The sequence below is a fragment of the Pantoea sp. X-Soil-ISGK-421 genome (assembly GCF_059730785.1).
Genome location: NZ_AP035979.1, coordinates 3,505,042 through 3,522,087, shown reverse-complemented (window position 1 = coordinate 3,522,087; position 17,046 = coordinate 3,505,042). Strand labels below are relative to the sequence as shown.

At 53.0% G+C, this 17,046-nt stretch carries 16 protein-coding genes and 1 riboswitch; of the genes, 9 read left to right on the top strand and 7 right to left on the bottom strand.

Going from position 1 to position 17,046, the window contains the following annotated elements; all coding sequences use genetic code 11:
* The first annotated feature begins 14 nt into the window (after positions 1–14).
* Both folB and bacA read left to right on the top strand, forming a co-directional pair.
* Complete coding sequence (gene folB, locus AC6I8K_RS16190) at positions 15–374, top strand: bifunctional dihydroneopterin aldolase/7,8-dihydroneopterin epimerase (RefSeq protein WP_064738468.1); 360 nt, start codon at positions 15–17, stop codon at positions 372–374.
* 191 nt (positions 375–565) lie between these two features.
* The gene (bacA, locus tag AC6I8K_RS16185) at positions 566–1,384 is read left to right on the top strand and encodes an undecaprenyl-diphosphate phosphatase (RefSeq protein WP_064738469.1); all 819 of its coding nucleotides are present in this window, start codon (positions 566–568) and stop codon (positions 1,382–1,384) included.
* 18 nt (positions 1,385–1,402) lie between these two features.
* Here bacA and AC6I8K_RS16180 read toward each other — a convergent pair whose 3' ends face one another.
* Positions 1,403–2,635 (bottom strand): multifunctional CCA addition/repair protein, encoded by a 1,233-nt coding sequence (locus tag AC6I8K_RS16180; RefSeq protein WP_497827074.1) that lies wholly within the window; start codon positions 2,633–2,635, stop codon positions 1,403–1,405.
* A gap of 142 nt (positions 2,636–2,777) precedes the next feature.
* A complete protein-coding gene (locus tag AC6I8K_RS16175; protein WP_008103426.1) occupies positions 2,778–3,401 on the bottom strand; it encodes a TIGR04211 family SH3 domain-containing protein in 624 nt (207 codons plus the stop codon).
* 204 nt (positions 3,402–3,605) lie between these two features.
* Between AC6I8K_RS16175 and AC6I8K_RS16170 the strand changes: the two genes are divergently transcribed.
* Genes AC6I8K_RS16170 through hldE form a run of 3 tightly spaced genes read left to right on the top strand, consistent with a single transcriptional unit; the run spans position 3,606 to position 9,284 of the window.
* Positions 3,606–4,916, top strand: coding sequence for a CYTH domain-containing protein (locus tag AC6I8K_RS16170; RefSeq protein WP_497827073.1), 1,311 nt, complete (start codon positions 3,606–3,608; stop codon positions 4,914–4,916).
* Between the two features lie 25 nt (positions 4,917–4,941).
* Positions 4,942–7,800: a bifunctional [glutamate--ammonia ligase]-adenylyl-L-tyrosine phosphorylase/[glutamate--ammonia-ligase] adenylyltransferase gene (gene glnE / locus AC6I8K_RS16165; RefSeq protein WP_497827072.1), complete on the top strand. Its 2,859-nt coding sequence runs from the start codon at positions 4,942–4,944 to the stop codon at positions 7,798–7,800.
* 59 nt (positions 7,801–7,859) lie between these two features.
* Entirely contained in the window at positions 7,860–9,284 is a 1,425-nt protein-coding gene (gene hldE, locus AC6I8K_RS16160) for a bifunctional D-glycero-beta-D-manno-heptose-7-phosphate kinase/D-glycero-beta-D-manno-heptose 1-phosphate adenylyltransferase HldE (protein ID WP_064738473.1), read from the top strand.
* Between the two features lie 37 nt (positions 9,285–9,321).
* On the opposite strand, the gene ubiK is transcribed toward hldE, so the two are convergent.
* The gene (gene ubiK, locus AC6I8K_RS16155) at positions 9,322–9,627 is read right to left on the bottom strand and encodes a ubiquinone biosynthesis accessory factor UbiK (protein WP_497827071.1); all 306 of its coding nucleotides are present in this window, start codon (positions 9,625–9,627) and stop codon (positions 9,322–9,324) included.
* A gap of 171 nt (positions 9,628–9,798) precedes the next feature.
* Positions 9,799–9,948, top strand: a riboswitch (FMN riboswitch).
* 107 nt (positions 9,949–10,055) lie between these two features.
* Here ubiK and ribB point away from each other — a divergent pair.
* Entirely contained in the window at positions 10,056–10,712 is a 657-nt protein-coding gene (ribB, locus tag AC6I8K_RS16150) for a 3,4-dihydroxy-2-butanone-4-phosphate synthase (RefSeq protein ID WP_008103416.1), read from the top strand.
* Positions 10,713–10,768: 56 nt separating this feature from the next.
* Here the strand turns inward: ribB and AC6I8K_RS16145 are convergent, their stop codons facing one another.
* Positions 10,769–11,152 carry a cell wall hydrolase gene (locus AC6I8K_RS16145; protein ID WP_064738475.1) on the bottom strand — a complete coding sequence of 128 codons (384 nt, stop codon included), beginning with the start codon at positions 11,150–11,152 and terminating at the stop codon, positions 10,769–10,771.
* 331 nt (positions 11,153–11,483) lie between these two features.
* Here AC6I8K_RS16145 and ygiD point away from each other — a divergent pair, with 331 nt between their 5' ends.
* Entirely contained in the window at positions 11,484–12,269 is a 786-nt protein-coding gene (gene ygiD / locus AC6I8K_RS16140) for a 4,5-DOPA-extradiol-dioxygenase (protein ID WP_497827070.1), read from the top strand.
* 38 nt (positions 12,270–12,307) lie between these two features.
* Here the strand turns inward: ygiD and AC6I8K_RS16135 are convergent, their stop codons facing one another.
* The 3 genes from AC6I8K_RS16135 to tolC all read right to left on the bottom strand — a co-directional run bounded on the left by AC6I8K_RS16135 (position 12,308) and on the right by tolC (position 15,767).
* Entirely contained in the window at positions 12,308–13,471 is a 1,164-nt protein-coding gene (locus AC6I8K_RS16135) for a glutathionylspermidine synthase family protein (RefSeq protein ID WP_497827069.1), read from the bottom strand.
* An 8-nt stretch (positions 13,472–13,479) separates the two neighbouring features.
* The gene (locus AC6I8K_RS16130) at positions 13,480–14,154 is read right to left on the bottom strand and encodes a DUF1190 family protein (protein ID WP_061720467.1); all 675 of its coding nucleotides are present in this window, start codon (positions 14,152–14,154) and stop codon (positions 13,480–13,482) included.
* A gap of 140 nt (positions 14,155–14,294) precedes the next feature.
* A complete protein-coding gene (tolC, locus tag AC6I8K_RS16125; RefSeq protein WP_064738478.1) occupies positions 14,295–15,767 on the bottom strand; it encodes an outer membrane channel protein TolC in 1,473 nt (490 codons plus the stop codon).
* Between the two features lie 213 nt (positions 15,768–15,980).
* Here tolC and nudF point away from each other — a divergent pair, with 213 nt between their 5' ends.
* On the top strand, positions 15,981–16,616 hold the full coding sequence (gene nudF, locus AC6I8K_RS16120; protein WP_064738480.1) for an ADP-ribose diphosphatase: 636 nt from the start codon (positions 15,981–15,983) through the stop codon (positions 16,614–16,616).
* The gene (locus tag AC6I8K_RS16115; protein ID WP_008103400.1) at positions 16,613–17,038 is read left to right on the top strand and encodes a DUF1249 family protein; all 426 of its coding nucleotides are present in this window, start codon (positions 16,613–16,615) and stop codon (positions 17,036–17,038) included. Before nudF ends, AC6I8K_RS16115 begins: the two co-directional genes overlap by 4 nt.
* Positions 17,039–17,046: the final 8 nt, after the last annotated feature.

Genomic DNA, 17,046 nt, shown 5'->3' with positions numbered 1-17,046 from the left:
CAGAGACTGACATCATGGATATCGTATTTATCGAGCAGCTTACCGTGTTCACGACCATTGGCGTTTACGACTGGGAACAGGGCATGCAGCAGAAGCTAGTGCTCGATGTCGAAATGGCGTGGGACAACCGCCAGGCCGCGGCCAGCGACGATGTGAAGGATTGCCTGAGCTACGCTGATGTCACCGAAGTGATCCTCAATCATCTGCAAGGCCAGCGTTTTGCTTTGGTCGAAAGGGTGGCGGAAGAAATCGCCGATCTGTTGATGAATCGTTTCAAAACGCCCGGCGTGCGAATAAAGGTAGGTAAACCGGGCGCTGTAGCCCAGGCAGCGAGCGTTGGCGTGCGTATTGAGCGCGGGACTATTCCGAAATAAATCTTCCGTGATTGCCATCACAATGAAACCAAACCAAATTATGGTGTGTCTCACTTGAGGCCGTTGCGCTAACGAACAGATTCTACCTGAATTTCTTAAGGTTTCCTTCAGCGTGACGCAGGCATAATTTCAGGCGGTAGCCCTTTGCGACCGCCTTTTTACTGTTTAAAACGGATAGAGGAAATATTTTGATGGCAGACATTCACCAGCTTTGGGTAGCTGCAATCCTGGGGGTTGTAGAAGGCCTCACGGAATTCCTGCCGGTCTCCTCCACGGGCCACATGATTATCGTTGGCCATCTACTGGGTTTTGAAGGTGAGACCGCTGAAACCTTCGAAGTTGTGATTCAGTTGGGATCAATTCTGGCTGTGGTCGTGATGTTCTGGCGTCGCCTGTTTGGTTTGATTGGGATTCACTTCGGTGAGGTCAAACACGAAGGCGTCGGTACCGGTAAATTAACGCTGATTCATATTTTATTGGGAATGGTACCGGCGGTGGTGATTGGTTTGTTGCTGCACGATCAAATCAAAACGCTGTTTAACCCCATCAACGTAATGTATGCGCTGGTCGTCGGTGGTGTGCTGCTGCTGGTGGCGGAATACTTCAAGCCGAAGCAACCTAAAGCGGTTGGCGTAGACGATATCACCTACCGTCAGGCGTTTATGATTGGCTGCTTCCAGTGTCTGGCGCTGTGGCCGGGCTTTTCGCGCTCGGGGGCGACGATTTCTGGCGGTATGTTGATGGGCGTAAGTCGCTATGCGGCATCGGAGTTCTCGTTCATTCTGGCGGTGCCGATGATGATTGGCGCAACCGGACTGGATCTCTACAAGAGCCTGGGCTTCCTGACGATGCAGGATTTGCCAATGTTTGCCGTCGGATTTGTGACGGCTTTCGTTGTGGCGCTGCTGGCGATCAAAGTGTTCCTTGAGCTCATCAAGCGTATCTCGTTCGTCTCTTTCGCCATCTACCGCTTCATTGTTGCGGCAGTGGTCTACGCCGTCTTTATGTAAGTTGCAACGCGCGGCCGGTTAAACGGGTCGCGCGTTAATCAACTCCGCCTGCAGTACCGCAATACGCCGACGCGTTAACTCTTCCCGCACTTCAGCACCTTTAAATCCTGCCGCAACCACCTCTTTGGTTGGCACCGCTTGCGCCAGCGAAAACGCCTGACGCAAATAGTCGCCTTGCGGATAAGCCATGCTTTCCATGCCCGCGCGCCCGCGTGCATCCGCTTCGCTGGTAAGCGCCATTTTTTCCACCCGATCGGGCTTGCGCCAGGCATCGATACGATCAAAAAGTGCGATTAAAGCGTCTGCCGGTTGACGCTCAATGGTGTGCACCACGTCATGGAATTCGGTCACCACTAACGCCAAATCACGTATCTGATTCGGCACGCGCAGACGTTGGCACAGCGCTTCAACAATCGGCACACCTGCGAGGCCATGCCCATGATGGCTAGGCCATTTTTCGGGTGGCGTCAGCGCTTTGCCGACATCGTGAAACAGCGTGGCGAAACGCACATCCAGTTGATCTGAGAGGGCGGCTGACATTGTCAGCGTCATCAGCGCATGTACGCCGGTATCAATTTCGGGATGCCATTTAATCGGGGCTGGAATGCCGTAAAGGCTATCAATTTCCGGGAACAGCACCTGCAGTGCGCCGCAATCACGCAGCACCTGGAAATAGACCTGAGGATTGCGCGTCAGCAACGCTTTTTCTGTCTCTTTCCACACGCGTTCTGCGGTGAGATGCGCCAGCTCACCACTGACCGCCATTTCGCGCATGAGCGCCTGGGTTTCATCGGCAATACGGAAATTTAGATGAGCAAAGCGGGCGGCGAAACGCGCCACGCGCAATACACGCAGCGGATCTTCATTAAAGGCGGCGGAAACATGGCGCAGCTGGCGTTGAGCCAGATCGCGTTGACCGCCATAAGGATCAATCAGTTCGCCACTGTCGCTTTGGGCGATGGCATTGATGGTGAGATCACGACGCTGCAGATCTTGTTCGAGCGAGACATCCGGTGCGAATTGCGTCACGAAACCCGTGTAACCCTTGCCGCTTTTGCGTTCGGTACGCGCCAGCGCATACTCTTCACGACTTCGCGGATGCAAAAAAACCGGAAAATCCCGACCAACTTGCTGATAACCTTCAGCCAGCATCGCCTCGGGCGTCGTGCCCACCACTACCCAATCTCGATCTTTTACCGGCAAACGCAGTAAGGCATCGCGTACTGCACCACCGACCAGAAACGTCTTCACTCAACCACTCCAGAAGCAAATCAAAAATTGCGTGCTCAACACGCTTGTTGCTTTATTGTTGCATACTTTGGCTAAAAATCGGGCACGCCAAAAAGGGCATCTTACGATCCCCTTAAATAAAAGAACAAATCTGCGTGGAGTGTTAGTTCATCCAGCGATCGTTTTTCTTCCGGCGCGGCACCATATGCGGCAGCAACAGACCCAGCAGCAGACCGACACCCAGCACGCCGCCGCCATACATAAACCACTGCATGATGATGGTGCGCTGTTTGTCATCCAACTGCACATTGGCGGCACTGACTTTCTTCTGCGCGACAATCAGCTCATTCTTCAGCTTCTGATTCTCCGCTTTCAGGCCATCAATGGTGCCATCGCTGTTGGCCACTTTGTTCTGCATCTCGGAAGTGCGCTGGTTCCAGCTGTTGTCGATATTCGCCAGCTTAGCCGTCAGGTCTTTAACCTGCTGCTCCAGCTGCGGCACGCGGGTGCGCAGGCTAGGATTAGCGCTCAGCTGCGAAAGTGGAATCCAGTTGGTTTTGCCTTCTGCATCACGAATTTGGCCATATTGAGAATCGTTATTGGTTTGCAGTAAGGTCACTTCCTCTCCGGCGTTCAGCTTGCCGATCAGGCGATACTGATCGCCGGGACCGCTGCGCACCCAAGTGGACAATTCATCGGAGATGTAACGCTTTTCGTCAGCAGCATGAGCAGGAGTGATGGCGCTGAAAGCCAGCAAAGAAAGGGCAGCAAGTGTGATTTTTTTCATTCGATGTCGTTTTTTCTTAATGGCGTAAAATTACCGGCACAGTCTGGAGACGCTTCTCAAAAATCTGAATGAGAACTATCCTGGTCTCAATCCGGTGCGAAAAGGGTCGTAAAAGCGCAAGAAAGCGGAGACAGCGGGCTTCCGGTGCATTACTCTTCGCCAGATTAAACTCGTAAGTGCCAGCAGCGTATTGAATAAAAAATTATGACCATTGAAATCGAATTAAAGTTCATTGCCACACCGCAAGCAGCCGAAAAACTGGCTGAAACGCTTGCCACCTGGCCACATCAGCACTTCGCCGCGCGCGAGCTGACTAACATCTATTATGAAACCGACGACAACCAACTGCGTCGTTGGGACATGGGCCTGCGCATTCGTGGTGTCGATCAGCGCTATGAAATGACGCTAAAGGCGGCCGGTAAAACCGTTGGCGGTCTGCATCAGCGTCCGGAATACAACGTTGATCTCCCTGAGCCGCAGCTGGATATTGCACGCCTGCCAGCAGAAATTTGGACGCAGGGTACTGACGTTGCGGAGTTGCAAGCGCGACTGCAGCCGCTGTTCAGCACGCATTTCCAGCGCGAAACGTGGCTGGTGCAATTTGGCGACAGCGAAATTGAAGTGGCGTTTGACCGCGGTGAAGTGGCTGCCGGTGAATTTAAAGAACCACTTTATGAAGTTGAGCTGGAGCTCAAGAGTGGGCAGCGCGCCGATATGCTGACATTCGCCGAAGCGCTTATCGCCATGGGCGGATTGCGTCTTGGTAGCTTGAGCAAAGCCGCGCGCGGCTACCAGTTGGCGCAAGGTAACCTACCGCGTCCAATCCGCACTTTACCGTTACAGAAAATCGCCGCTAAAGCGTCGGTTGAGCAGGGCATGATCAACGCGATGACCGCTGCACTGAATCATTGGCAATATCACGAAGAAGTCTGGTTGCGTGGTAATAAAGAGGCCAAAGCGGCTGTGATCGATGCGCTGGAGACACTGCGTCAGGCTTTCTCCTTGTTTGGTGCATTGGTGCCACGCAAAGCGAGCAGCGATCTGCGCCAAAAATTAACCCGTCAGGAAGAGCTGCTGGCCGATGAAGAGAATAATGCAGAAGCAACCTGCTTCTCATTGATCTCCGTTGAATCGCAGTTAGCACTTACTCACTGGCTGGTTGAGTCTCAGTGGCAACACTGGCTCGACGACAAGAGCAAAAGCAAGCTGGAGGGATCGTTCAAGCGCTTCAGCGATATTATGCTGAGCCGCATCTCGGCCGATCTCAGAGAAACCTTTGTTGACGTACAGCTGTTCAATGAATTTCAGGATAAAGCGACGCGCCTGAATCGCCAGCTGCTGGCGGTGAATCTGCTGGCGGGTGCCTATCCAGCGGAAGAGGTAAATATTTGGCTGGAAGGTTGGCTGGAGTTACAGCATGCCATTCGCGTCAAACAGAATCACGGCTTAATGCAGCTCGTGAATCTGGCGATTAAACCGGCTCCGTTCTGGCTCAATAGCGGAATCAAACGCTAACGAAAAATCCAATCAGGGAGAGAAGATGTTGTTACCGTTACCGGCGCTAATGCAGGCGCAGTTGACTAATGTGGCAGAGCGACTTAATTTGCCACTCTCAGCGTTCACGCCAGAACAGGCGAGTGCGCTGACCTTTAGTGACTTTATCCTTGATAATCTGCAGCAGCATCCCGAATGGTGGCAGCATCTACAACAGCAGGCGCCTGCACCAGATGAGTGGCAGCACTATGCCCGCTGGCTGAAAGACGCGCTGCAAGCGGTTGATAACGAAACCTCCCTGATGCGCGAACTGCGTTTGTTCCGTCGTCATATGCTGGTGCGCATTGCCTGGATGCAGGCGCTACAGCAATCCAGCACTGAACAGAGTTTGCAGCAACTCAGCACGCTGGCGGAAATCCTTATCGCGGCGGCGCGCGATTGGGTCTGGCAGGATTGCAGCCGCGATTTTGGCACGCCATGCAATGAAGCCGGGGAAGCCCAACCGATGCTGATTCTTGGCATGGGTAAACTCGGCGGCTGTGAACTCAACTTCTCTTCTGATATCGATCTGATTTTTGCCTGGCCGGAAAACGGCGTGACGCAAGGTGGACGGCGCGAGCTCGACAATGCGCAGTTCTTTACGCGCATGGGTCAGCGGCTGATTAAAGTATTAGATCAACCGACGGTGGATGGATTTGTTTATCGCGTGGATATGCGTCTGCGTCCGTTTGGTGACAGCGGTCCGCTGGTGCTGAGCTTTGCGGCACTGGAAGATTATTATCAGGAGCAAGGCCGCGACTGGGAACGCTATGCAATGGTTAAAGCGCGCCTGATGGGTGACGATCATGGCCACTGGAGCCAGGAATTGCAGCAAATGCTGCGTCCGTTCGTCTATCGACGTTATATCGATTTCAGTGTGATTCAATCGCTGCGTAACATGAAGGGCATGATTGCCCGAGAAGTCCGTCGACGTGGCTTGAAAGACAACATTAAGCTTGGCGCCGGCGGCATTCGTGAAACCGAATTCATCGTTCAGGTGTTCCAACTGATTCGCGGTGGACGTGAGCGTTCACTACAGCTACGCTCCTTGCTGCCCACGCTCAAAGCAATTGGCGAGCTGGCTTTATTGAGCCCCAAGCAGGTTGATCACCTGCGTGAAGCCTATCTCTTCCTGCGTCGGCTGGAAAACCTGCTGCAAAGTATTAATGATGAGCAAACGCAAACGCTGCCGGAAAACGAGCTTGATCGTCAGCGCCTGGCCTGGGCCATGGGCGCGGCAGACTGGAGCGCCCTGATACTGCGGCTTGAACAACAGATGTCAGGCGTGCGAGCCATTTTTGATGAGCTAATTGGTGACGATGCGCCGGATGTGGACGATCAGCCACAGTTGGCCGAATTTGCCGGTTTGTGGCAGGACGCGCTGGAAGAAAGCGATCTCATCCCGGTGGTGCCGCAGCTAGCAGATGCGCAGCGTCACGCGCTTTATAACGCGCTAAACAATTTCCGCCAGGATGTAAGCCGCCGTACCATTGGTCCACGCGGTCGTCTGGCACTCGATCAGCTAATGCCGCGTTTGCTCAGTGAAGTTTGTCCGCGCGAAGATGCGGATGTGCTGCTCAACCGCCTGACACCGCTGTTACTGGGCGTGCTGACACGTAGCACCTATCTCGAGTTACTTACCGAATATCATGGCGCGCTGCGTCATCTGATTCGCCTCTGTGCCGCCTCACCCATGGTTGCCAGCCAGCTGGCACGTTATCCGCTATTACTGGATGAGCTGCTCGATCCCGCAACGCTGTATCAACCCACCGCAACCGACGCCTACCGCGACGAACTGCGTCAATATCTGCTGCGTATTCCTACCGATGACGAAGAGCAGCAACTCGAAGCGTTACGCCAGTTTAAACAGGCGCAACATCTACGTATTGCCGCTGCCGATATTGCTGAAACGCTGCCAGTGATGAAAGTGAGCGATCACTTAACCTGGCTGGCCGAAGCGATTATCGAATCCGTGGTGCAGCAGGCTTGGCAGATGATGGTGCAGCGTTATGGTCGTCCATCGCATCTTACAAGCGATAATGAACGCGGTTTCGCGGTTGTCGGTTACGGTAAACTCGGTGGTTGGGAGCTAGGTTACAGCTCTGATCTTGATTTAGTGTTCTTACATGATTGTCCGGATGATGCTGAAACCGATGGCGAGCGCGTAATTGATGGTCGTCAGTTCTATCTACGCCTGGCACAGCGTGTGATGCATCTGTTTAGTACGCGCACATCGTCCGGCATTTTATATGAAGTGGATGCGCGTCTGCGTCCTTCTGGCTCGGCGGGCATGCTGGTCAGTACTTTTACCGCTTTTAACGAATATCAGCGCAGCGAGGCCTGGACCTGGGAACATCAGGCGTTAGTGCGTGCGCGTATTGTGTTTGGCGAACCCGCGTTGTGTGAACGCTTTGATGATATCCGACGAGGCATTCTTTGCCTGCCGCGCGAAGCGGGCTCATTACGAAAAGAAGTGCGTGAAATGCGCGAAAAAATGCGTGCGCATCTCAGCAATAAACATAAAGGTCGCTGGGAAATTAAGACCGATGAGGGCGGTATCACCGACATTGAATTCATCGCGCAATATCTTGTCTTAGGCTACGCAGCCGATCAGCCTGCGTTGACGCGCTGGTCGGATAACGTGCGTATTTTTGAACTGATGGCGCGGCAGATGATTATGCCCGAAGAGGAAGCGCAGGCTTTAACGCACGCTTACGTTACGCTGCGTGATGCGCTGCATCATCTTGCGCTGCAGGAATTACCTGGCCATGTGGCACCAGAAGCCTTTGTCGCAGAGCGCGCAGTAGTAAAAAGCAGTTGGCAGCGCTGGCTAAGCGCCACCGAATCTGACGGCGCGGAACAGTGAGCCTTATGGCTTATGTGGTAATATCCCGCGCATTATTTTGACCGTGTTGGAGTCTCTGAATGAAAGTAACACTGCCCACTTTTGGCAAGGCCACTGTGCTGGTCGTCGGCGATGTGATGTTAGACCGCTATTGGTATGGCCCAACCAGCCGTATTTCACCGGAAGCGCCGGTGCCGGTGGTGAAAGTGGATACCATTGAGGAGCGTCCAGGGGGCGCGGCAAACGTTGCAATGAACATTGCTGCACTCGGTGCAGCGTCGCGGCTGATTGGCTTGACCGGCGCCGATGACGCCGCGCGTGTACTGAGTGAAACCTTGCAGAAGGTGAATGTCGACTGCGATTTTGTGGCGGTGAAAACCCATCCAACCATTACTAAACTGCGCGTGCTATCGCGCAATCAGCAGCTGATTCGTCTCGATTTCGAAGAGGGTTTTGAGCAGATTGATCCGCAGCCAATTCACGATCGTATGCGTCAATCGCTGACACAAGCGGGTGCTCTGGTGCTTTCTGACTACGCCAAGGGCGCGCTGAACAGCGTACAAACCATGATCCAACTGGCGCGTGAAGCGAAAGTGCCGGTGTTGATTGATCCAAAAGGCACGGATTTCGAGCGTTACCGCGGTGCAACGCTGCTGACGCCGAATTTGTCGGAATTTGAAGCGGTGGTGGGTAAATGCAAAACCGTCGAAGAGATTGTCAGCCGTGGCATGCAGTTAATCGCTGATTACGAACTCTCCGCGCTACTGGTAACCCGTTCTGAAAATGGTATGACACTGCTGCAGCCGGGCAAAGAACCGCTGCATCTGCCCACACAGGCGCAGGAAGTGTATGACGTTACCGGCGCGGGCGATACGGTGATTGGCGTGCTGGCAGCCGTTCTGGCCGCTGGCGACAGCCTGGAAGAGGCGTGTTTCCTCGCCAATGCTGCAGCAGGCGTAGTCGTTGGCAAGCTGGGTACTTCCACTGTTAGCACCGTTGAGTTGGAGAACGCGATTCACGCACGTCCGGAAACCGGATTTGGTGTGATGACCGAGGCAGAGTTGAAAGGCGCTGTTGCTCTGGCACGTCAGCGTGGTGAGAAAGTGGTGATGACTAACGGCGTGTTTGACATCCTGCATGCTGGCCATGTTTCTTATCTGGCGAACGCGCGCAAGCTGGGCGATCGCCTGATTGTGGCTGTAAACAGTGATGCGTCCACGAAGCGTCTGAAAGGCGAAACGCGTCCAGTCAACCCACAAGAAAACCGCATGATTGTGCTGGGTGCGCTTGAAGCGGTGGATTGGGTGGTACTGTTTGAAGAGGATACGCCACAGCGTCTGATTGCTGAGGTGTTGCCGGATCTGCTGGTAAAAGGCGGTGATTATAAGCCGGAAGATATCGCGGGAAGCAAAGAGGTTTGGGCGAACGGCGGTGACGTGCGTGTGCTTAACTTCGAAGATGGCATCTCAACCAGCAATATCATCAAAACTATTCGCAGTCATTAAGTGTGAATGGGCGGGAGTCATGCTCCCGCCCATTAGCTTATTGCGGAGTATCGATTTTCCCAGCAGGATCTGGCGTGATGATTGCCGGCGCGGGTGCCGCTGGGCTTTCACTTTCTAACTTCGCCATGCGCTGTTCCAAAGCAGCTAACTTCTCGCGCGTGCGCAGCAGAACCTGCGTCTGCACATCAAACTCTTCACGATTCACCAGGTCCATGCGCGTCAACTGCGCCTGCAAAACCTGACGGATTTTCTTTTCGACATCATCGCCAAAATCGCGAATCCCTTTCGGCATAGCTTCATGTACCTGGCGAGCCAGTTGTTCAATTTTTTTCGTGTCGATCATGATTATTTCCTGGTTACGGTGGCCGATAGCTGCGCGTGTTCGGACTCAATAGCTATTAAGTGTAATGCCTGAAACGAAAAGGTTAAACCTGAAATCCGCAACGCAGGAAATGCAAAAGCATTTGCACTTTTGTCGATTGCCCGACCAGATGATTGGCGTTATAGTTTGTTCGCTTATTCTCAGGGCGGGGCGAAATTCCCCACCGGCGGTAAATCAGCTTTAGCTGAAAGCCCGCGAGCGCTCTCACAGCAATGTGAAAGGTCAGCAGATCCGGTGTAATTCCGGAGCCGACGGTTAAAGTCCGGATGGGAGAGGGTAACGACATCAGCCGGGCTTTGCCCGCGCGTCACGTTATTGCCATGTGTTCTGTACGCACTCCTAAGCACGCCCTGGTTCTGGTAACTCATATTTTATAAGGTTTTTTTACCATGAATCAGACGCTTCTTTCTGAATTTGGCACGCCTGAACAGCGTGTAGAACGTGCCATTGATGCGCTGCGCAACGGCCGCGGTGTAATGGTGCTTGACGATGAAAATCGTGAAAACGAAGGTGACATGATCTTCCCGGCAGAAACCATGACCGTGGAACAGATGGCATTAACCATTCGTCACGGTAGCGGTATTGTTTGCCTCTGCATTACTGAAGAGCGCCGCCAGCAGCTTGAGCTGCCAATGATGGTGGAAACGAATACCAGCGCGTACGGCACAGGTTTCACGGTGACTATTGAAGCCGCAAGCGGTGTCACCACCGGTGTTTCTGCTGCCGATCGTATCACCACCATTCGTGCTGCAGTGGCTGATGGTGCCAAGCCTTCAGACCTTAACCGCCCGGGCCATGTTTTTCCGCTGCGTGCGCGTGAAGGCGGAGTGTTGTCTCGTGGCGGGCATACTGAAGCGACTATCGATCTGGTGACGCTGGCAGGATTTAAACCTGCGGGCGTGCTGTGCGAATTGACCAATGATGATGGCAGCATGGCGCACGCGCCAGAAGCGATCGTGTTTGCTAAGCAACATGATATGCCGGTCGTCACCATTGAAGATCTGGTGGCGTATCGCCGTCAGCGTGAAACGCGTCACGCCAGCTAACTGAATGGATGTGCAAGAAAAAGGCCGGGTAGATATCTACCCGGCCTTTTTATGTTTTAGCGATTGGCATAAAACACGTGATTGCCAATTACCACAGTACGCTGAAAGGTATGACGCCATGCCGGTTTGACGCTATGTGCATGGAAGAAGGTCGCACCTTTTGTCACGTCCTCTAATTCCCCTTCAACAATCTTCTGTGCCAGATTTCTGGCGCGCTGCCAGCTCTTATCTTCATGTGGTGGGTAACGATAAGGATTTTTCTTGAGAGACGTCCAGGAGAACTGCTTTGGTGCGTACACCACAGGACAGATCTCTTTGACATCCCAGTTCGCACGGTTCATGGTCACCGTGCCAACGGCTATTTGTCCTTTAATCGGTTCGCCACGCGCTTCATGGTAGATATTCATCGCCAGGCACAATATTGCTCCCTGAATTAACATATATTCCACTGCTCTTGTTTCTAAAATCGAGTGGAGTTTAAGAAGCATATTTAAGGGATGTAACAAGACCGGTCTCGCTCAGTCTTACGCGCGCGCTATATCACTGATAAATAAAACAACGTAAAGTTTTATTGCGACAATTCTTCCATCAACTTCCCTCTCTCAGTTTGTCATTGAGTCCTTAAGCCAATCAGGAGCGCATGATGCTAAATTATGCCGGAATATCATTCAAATTTTCTGAATGAATTCATCATACTTATCAGCGTTAATCCCCATGCGAAAGCGCGTATCGTAACGTTTAACAAAGCGACACTTCGTCAGAGGATTAATCATGAGCACTACACGCATGCCTGCGCTGTTCCTTGGCCACGGTAGCCCGATGAACGTACTGGAAGATAATCGTTATACCCAAACCTGGCAGCATTTGGGCGCCACCTTGCCGCGTCCACGCGCGATTCTCGCGGTTTCGGCGCACTGGTACACACGCGGCACGGCGGTGACGGCGATGAATAATCCACGCACTATCCATGATTTTGGCGGGTTCCCTCAGGCGTTATTTGATGTGCGATATCCGGCGCCCGGGTCGCCCGAACTCGCTCAGCAAATCATTGATTTACTCGCACCAATCGCAGTTCATGCCGATCAGGAGTGGGGGTTTGATCATGGTTCCTGGGGTGTACTGGCAAAAATGTATCCCAATGCTGATATCCCGGTGGTGCAATTAAGTATCGACGGCACTAAACCTGCCGAATGGCACTACGCGTTAGGTCAAAAGCTGGCGTCATTGCGAGAAGCAGGAGTGATGATCGTTGCTAGCGGTAACGTGGTGCACAATCTGCGCATGCTGCGCTGGCAGGGAGCTGAAACCGCGTATCCGTGGGCGGAGCGTTTTAATCAGTTTGTGCGGGATAATTTGGCTTTCCAGGGCGAGGCCGCGGATCATCCGCTGGTGAACTTTATGCAGCATCCAGATGCACAGCAGTCGAATCCAACGCCTGAACATTATTTACCGCTGCTCTATATTCTCGGCGCGCGTGCCGCTGATGAAGCGATTACCCTTCCCGTGGAAGGGATGGAAATGGGCGCGATCAGTATGATGTCAGTGCAGATTGGCTAACGAACGCAGCCGCCCGAAGCGTGCGGGCGGCGTAGCGTTTACTCAATAAAGACGTGCGGATAGAAACGCGACAGATCCTGAGTGATCAGTGCGCGATCTTCACGCAGGCCGATGCCGGCAGGTTGATCGTCAATCAGCCAGCTACCAATCAGCGTGTAGCTATCACCAAATTTGGGTAACTGATAGAACTGCTGGATAATCATGCCTTCTTCGCCATATGGACCCTCGGCGCGCGCGATTTCCTGACCGTTTTCAATAATGCGAATATTGGCACCTTCGCGGGAAAACAGCGGTTTCACCACATATTTATCCATCTGCGGCGCGTTTTCATCATCTGCAAAGTAAGCTGGCAGCAAGTTAGGATGGTTGGGGAACATCTCCCACAACAATGGCAAGAGCGCTTTATTGGAAATAATGCTTTTCCACGCCGGTTCCAGCCAGCGCACACCGGCGTCCGCCAGCTTGGTGGAGAACACCTCGCGCAGCATGAATTCCCACGGATAGAGCTTGAACAGATTACTGATGACCTGATCGTTTACATCGGTAAACTGGCCTCTTTCACCCAATCCAATCTCATCAATATAGAGAAACTCGCTCGGCAGCCCGGCTTCGGTGGCGCAGTCCTGCAAATATTGCACTGTGGCACGATCTTCTTCGGTATCCCGACAGCAAGAGAAGTGCAGCCAGTTGAAACCGAATTGCTGATGCAGTGTGGCGAAGCGATCGATCAGCTTCTCTTGCAGGCTGTTGAATTGGTCGCTGCCCTGCGGCAGGTTGCCCGCTTTGACCTGATCCTCCAGCCAGATCCACTGGAAGAAAGCGGCTTCATACAATGAAGTAGGCGTATCAGCATTGTTTTCCAGCAGCTTGGCGTCACCTTTGCCATCCCATGCCAGATCGAGGCGTGAATAGAGTGATGGCTGGCGCAACTTCCAGGATTCACGCACAAAATCCCAGGTGTGCTTAGGAATGCAGAAACGGGTGAGTAGCTCGTCACTGTTCACCACTTTCTCCACCGCCTGCAAACACATCTGGTGCAGCTCGGCGGTGGTATCTTCCAGCTGTTCAACCTGCGCGAGCGTGAATTGGTAGTAAGCGTCTTCACACCAGTAAGGTTCGCCATACATGGTGTGAAACTGAAAACCATATTCTGCTGCTTTTTCACGCCAGTCTGGACGTTCCTGGATTGGAATACGTTGCATGCTGCGGCTTAGCCTCCCAGCGAGCGGCTGCCGGTGCCTGAGGCACTGCTGCGCTGCATGGTGTTTTGTTTTGCCACGCTGTCACCAAAGCCGCCACGCGTGATGGTGGAAGTGGTCGCGGGTTTCGGCGCCATCGCTGTTTTCGGCACGTTAATGGTGCGACCCGATGTCGCATTGCCGTAGTTTTTACCCGCAGCATCAACAAATTTACCATTTGCCGGGCTGTTAGGATTTTTTGGCGAGAAGAGCGGCTGTTGGGCAAAACCTGCGCCGCCGCTCATCATACGCCCCATCATGTAACCGGCCATCAACGGCATCCAGAAGCTACCGCTTTGCTGTGCTTCGGCATTATTAGCGGTAGTCCCTACGCCCGCTTGCGCTGGAGTTTGCTGGCACTGGTTTTCACCAAATTCAGCCACACAATCTTCACGCGTGGCGTATTTTGGCGCAGTACGTTCGGCTTCTTTCTGTGCGTTGTTATACGCAGTGGTACATTGCGCGCTCTGGCCAGGGTTGGCTTTTGCACAATCATCCGCGTTTTGATAGAGCGACACCGTTTCATCACTCTGTTCGCAGCCTGCCAGCATAAACACTGCGCTAACGGCAAAGGCGACTGGCGTTAAGTGGCGTGCCTGCCAGCTTTTACGGAAAGCGGCATGGCGAATATTTTTCGTCCGTTTCATTATTTTCATCCTGTGCCCAAAGGTGGGGTAAGGATAGGGGATGAGCGGTGGAAAATGAAGCGGGAAGCCAGATGGGGAAAGGATCTTTACGTAGCTATACGATTGAATGCGAAAGGGGCCGCATGCGGCCCCTTGGGGAATTAATTACCGAATGGATTTCCGCTGCTGCGTGCGGCAGCTGGACGGGCTTGTGCGGCGGCAGAAGGCGATGATGCCTTAGGACCGTTATCAACACGCGCGGCCTGTTGGTTATTTTCCGGCGCTACCACTTCTGGTGTAGTGGTAATCTCTTTGCCCAGCGTGCTATTCAGCTGCTGCAGATCCTGCTCGTTGAGCGTACCCAGCGCATACTTGATGTTCAGCTGGTTGATCAGGTAGCTGTAACGCGCATCAGAAAGCTGCTGTTTGGCGTTGAACAGGGTGGTAGTTGCATCCAGTACATCAACGATAGTACGCGTACCCACCTGATAGCCGGCTTCCATCGCATCCAATGAGCTTTGTGCAGAGACCACTGCCTGCTTGTAGGCATCGATGCTGCTGATAGACGCATTTACGTTGTTGAACGATGAACGAACCGTTTGAACCGCGCTACGGTGTGCGCCTTCAAGCTGTTCGCTGGCAGCCACATAGTTGTACTGCGCCTGTTTCACCTGAGAGGTAACCGAACCACCGCTGTACAGCGGCATGGTGAAGCTCAGGCCAACCTGGTTAGAACCGGTGATCGAGTCAGTGCTACCGGCACTCTGGTTAGCGCGGCTGCCGCCATATTTGCTGTTCGACATACCTGTTGAAGCGGTCAAATCCAGCGTTGGCATATGCCCGGTTTCGGCTGAGCGAATCTGCTCACGCGCCAGATCCTGGCTCAAACGCGCAGACAATAACGTCAAATTACGGCTTTCTGCTTCTTTCAACAGACTGGCAACGGCGTCTGGACGCGCGGTTTTGAAACGATCGATATTCAGTGAAGCCAGCGACAGATAATCCATGCCGGTAATCTGGCGCAGCGATTCCACCGCATTATCGAGGTTGTTACGTGCGGTTACTTCGTTAGCCAGCACGGTGTCATACTGTGCGCGGGCGTTCTGTACGTCGGTAATCGCCACCAGGCCAACGTTGAAGCGTTGCGTGGTTTGATCCAATTCGCGGTAGATCGACTGTTTCTGTGCTTCGGTGTAAGAAAGCGTATCGATTGCCTTCAACACGTTGAAATAGGCTGTTGCACTGTTCAGAATCAGGTCTTGCTGGGCAACCTGATAAGTGACGTCTTGAATACCGGCCTGTTTTTCCTGCAGCGACAGCGCACGCCATTTCGACATATCGAAAATAGTTTGAGTTAATTGCAGAGATGCGCTGGTCGTGTTGGAATGAATTCCGCTGCTGTCACGGTAGCCGTTGTTATAAGTGTAATCTGCGCCCAAACCTAACTGCGGCAATAAAGGACTACGCGCTTCATTAATTTTCTCAAATGCAGCGTCGCGGTCAGCGGCAGAAGATCGCAGATCGGGGTTGCTAAGGCGCGCCTGCTGATAGACCTGCAACAGGTTTTCTGCCTGGCTGGCAAGGCTGAATCCGCCCAGGCTCAGTCCAATAAAAAGTGGGAGCAGTTTTTTCATTTGCATTCCTTTTGTTGCAGCAAAATGCACGGGTAGTGCTGCAGGTAAGCCAAAAAAATAATCGCCGATTCTACAGAGGCGGCGTCAGAGATAAGTTGGCTGAACGTGCCTTCTTCCCCTAATTTACGTAAATAATTCAAAAAGAACCACTCGGACGGAGCGGTAGACTTGGCTTTTCTTTGCTCCATCCCAATCTGCATAAGGAATCAGACGATGATGAGTGAAAAAAAATCCCCTGTGACTTTCACAAAAAACGATGTAGAAATTATTGCACGCGAAACGCGTTACGATGGTTTTTTTTCCATCGTTAGCTACCGTTTCCGTCACCGCCGTTTTAATGGCGAAATGAGTGGTGAAGTGGTACGCGAAGTTTTTGAGCGCGGACACGCCGCCGTGCTGCTACCCTATGATCCCTTACGTGACGAAGTGGTGCTGATCGAACAGATCCGCATTCCTGCTTTTGATTCCAGCCCAACGCCCTGGCTGCTGGAAATGGTGGCTGGCATCATCGAATCGGGCGAAACGCCAGAAGATGTCGCGCGACGTGAGGCGGTAGAAGAAGCGGGCCTCAAGGTTGGCCGCGTGAAACCGATAGTGAATTACTTAGCCAGCCCAGGCGGAACGTCAGAGCGTTTGTCGGTGCTGGTGGGCGAAGTGGATGCCAGCCTGGCAGAGGGAAATCACGGGCTGGAGGAAGAGAATGAGGATATTCTTGTCCATGTGGTGAGCCGCGAACAGGCTTACCGTTGGGTGGAAGAGGGGATTATTGATAACGCGGCATCTGTCATCGCCTTGCAATGGCTGGCGTTGCACCATGAAAAACTACGAGAAGAGTGGAAGCAAATATGAAACAGCGCTATACCCCTGACTTTCCCGAAATGATGCGTCTGTGCGAAACCAATTTCGCCCAGTTGCGTCGCCTGCTGCCGCGCAATGATGAGGCGGGTGCATCGGTGATCTATCAGGTGAATGGCGCCAGCTATCAGCTCACCATCGAAGAATCGACGCGTTACACCACGCTGGTGGAAGTGCGTCAGGTGGCGCCTGCAGTGAGCTACTGGAGCCTGCCCTCTATGTCGGTGCGGCTCTACCATGATGCGATGGTCGCTGAAGTGTGTTCCACTAAACAGATCTACCGTTTTAAAGCGCGCTATGATTATCCTAATAAAAAACTGCATCAGCGCGATGAAAAACATCAGATTAACCAGTTCCTTGCGGATTGGTTGCGTTACTGCTTAGCGCACGGCGCTGTAGCAGTACCGGTCTGCTGATAGCGTAA

What these genes read in the sequence shown, in the direction of transcription:
- AC6I8K_RS16145 (WP_064738475.1), bottom strand. Translation starts at nt 11,152, where the DNA reads ATGTTAATTCAGGGAGCAATATTGTGCCTGGCGATGAATATCTACCAT.
- tolC (WP_064738478.1), bottom strand. Translation starts at nt 15,767, where the DNA reads ATGAAAAAACTGCTCCCACTTTTTATTGGACTGAGCCTGGGCGGATTC.
- nudF (WP_064738480.1), top strand. Translation starts at nt 15,981, where the DNA reads ATGATGAGTGAAAAAAAATCCCCTGTGACTTTCACAAAAAACGATGTA.
- glnE (WP_497827072.1), top strand. Translation starts at nt 4,942, where the DNA reads ATGTTGTTACCGTTACCGGCGCTAATGCAGGCGCAGTTGACTAATGTG.
- AC6I8K_RS16115 (WP_008103400.1), top strand. Translation starts at nt 16,613, where the DNA reads ATGAAACAGCGCTATACCCCTGACTTTCCCGAAATGATGCGTCTGTGC.
- AC6I8K_RS16135 (WP_497827069.1), bottom strand. Translation starts at nt 13,471, where the DNA reads ATGCAACGTATTCCAATCCAGGAACGTCCAGACTGGCGTGAAAAAGCA.
- hldE (WP_064738473.1), top strand. Translation starts at nt 7,860, where the DNA reads ATGAAAGTAACACTGCCCACTTTTGGCAAGGCCACTGTGCTGGTCGTC.
- ygiD (WP_497827070.1), top strand. Translation starts at nt 11,484, where the DNA reads ATGAGCACTACACGCATGCCTGCGCTGTTCCTTGGCCACGGTAGCCCG.
- AC6I8K_RS16175 (WP_008103426.1), bottom strand. Translation starts at nt 3,401, where the DNA reads ATGAAAAAAATCACACTTGCTGCCCTTTCTTTGCTGGCTTTCAGCGCC.
- ribB (WP_008103416.1), top strand. Translation starts at nt 10,056, where the DNA reads ATGAATCAGACGCTTCTTTCTGAATTTGGCACGCCTGAACAGCGTGTA.
- AC6I8K_RS16130 (WP_061720467.1), bottom strand. Translation starts at nt 14,154, where the DNA reads ATGAAACGGACGAAAAATATTCGCCATGCCGCTTTCCGTAAAAGCTGG.
- folB (WP_064738468.1), top strand. Translation starts at nt 15, where the DNA reads ATGGATATCGTATTTATCGAGCAGCTTACCGTGTTCACGACCATTGGC.
- ubiK (WP_497827071.1), bottom strand. Translation starts at nt 9,627, where the DNA reads ATGATCGACACGAAAAAAATTGAACAACTGGCTCGCCAGGTACATGAA.
- AC6I8K_RS16170 (WP_497827073.1), top strand. Translation starts at nt 3,606, where the DNA reads ATGACCATTGAAATCGAATTAAAGTTCATTGCCACACCGCAAGCAGCC.
- bacA (WP_064738469.1), top strand. Translation starts at nt 566, where the DNA reads ATGGCAGACATTCACCAGCTTTGGGTAGCTGCAATCCTGGGGGTTGTA.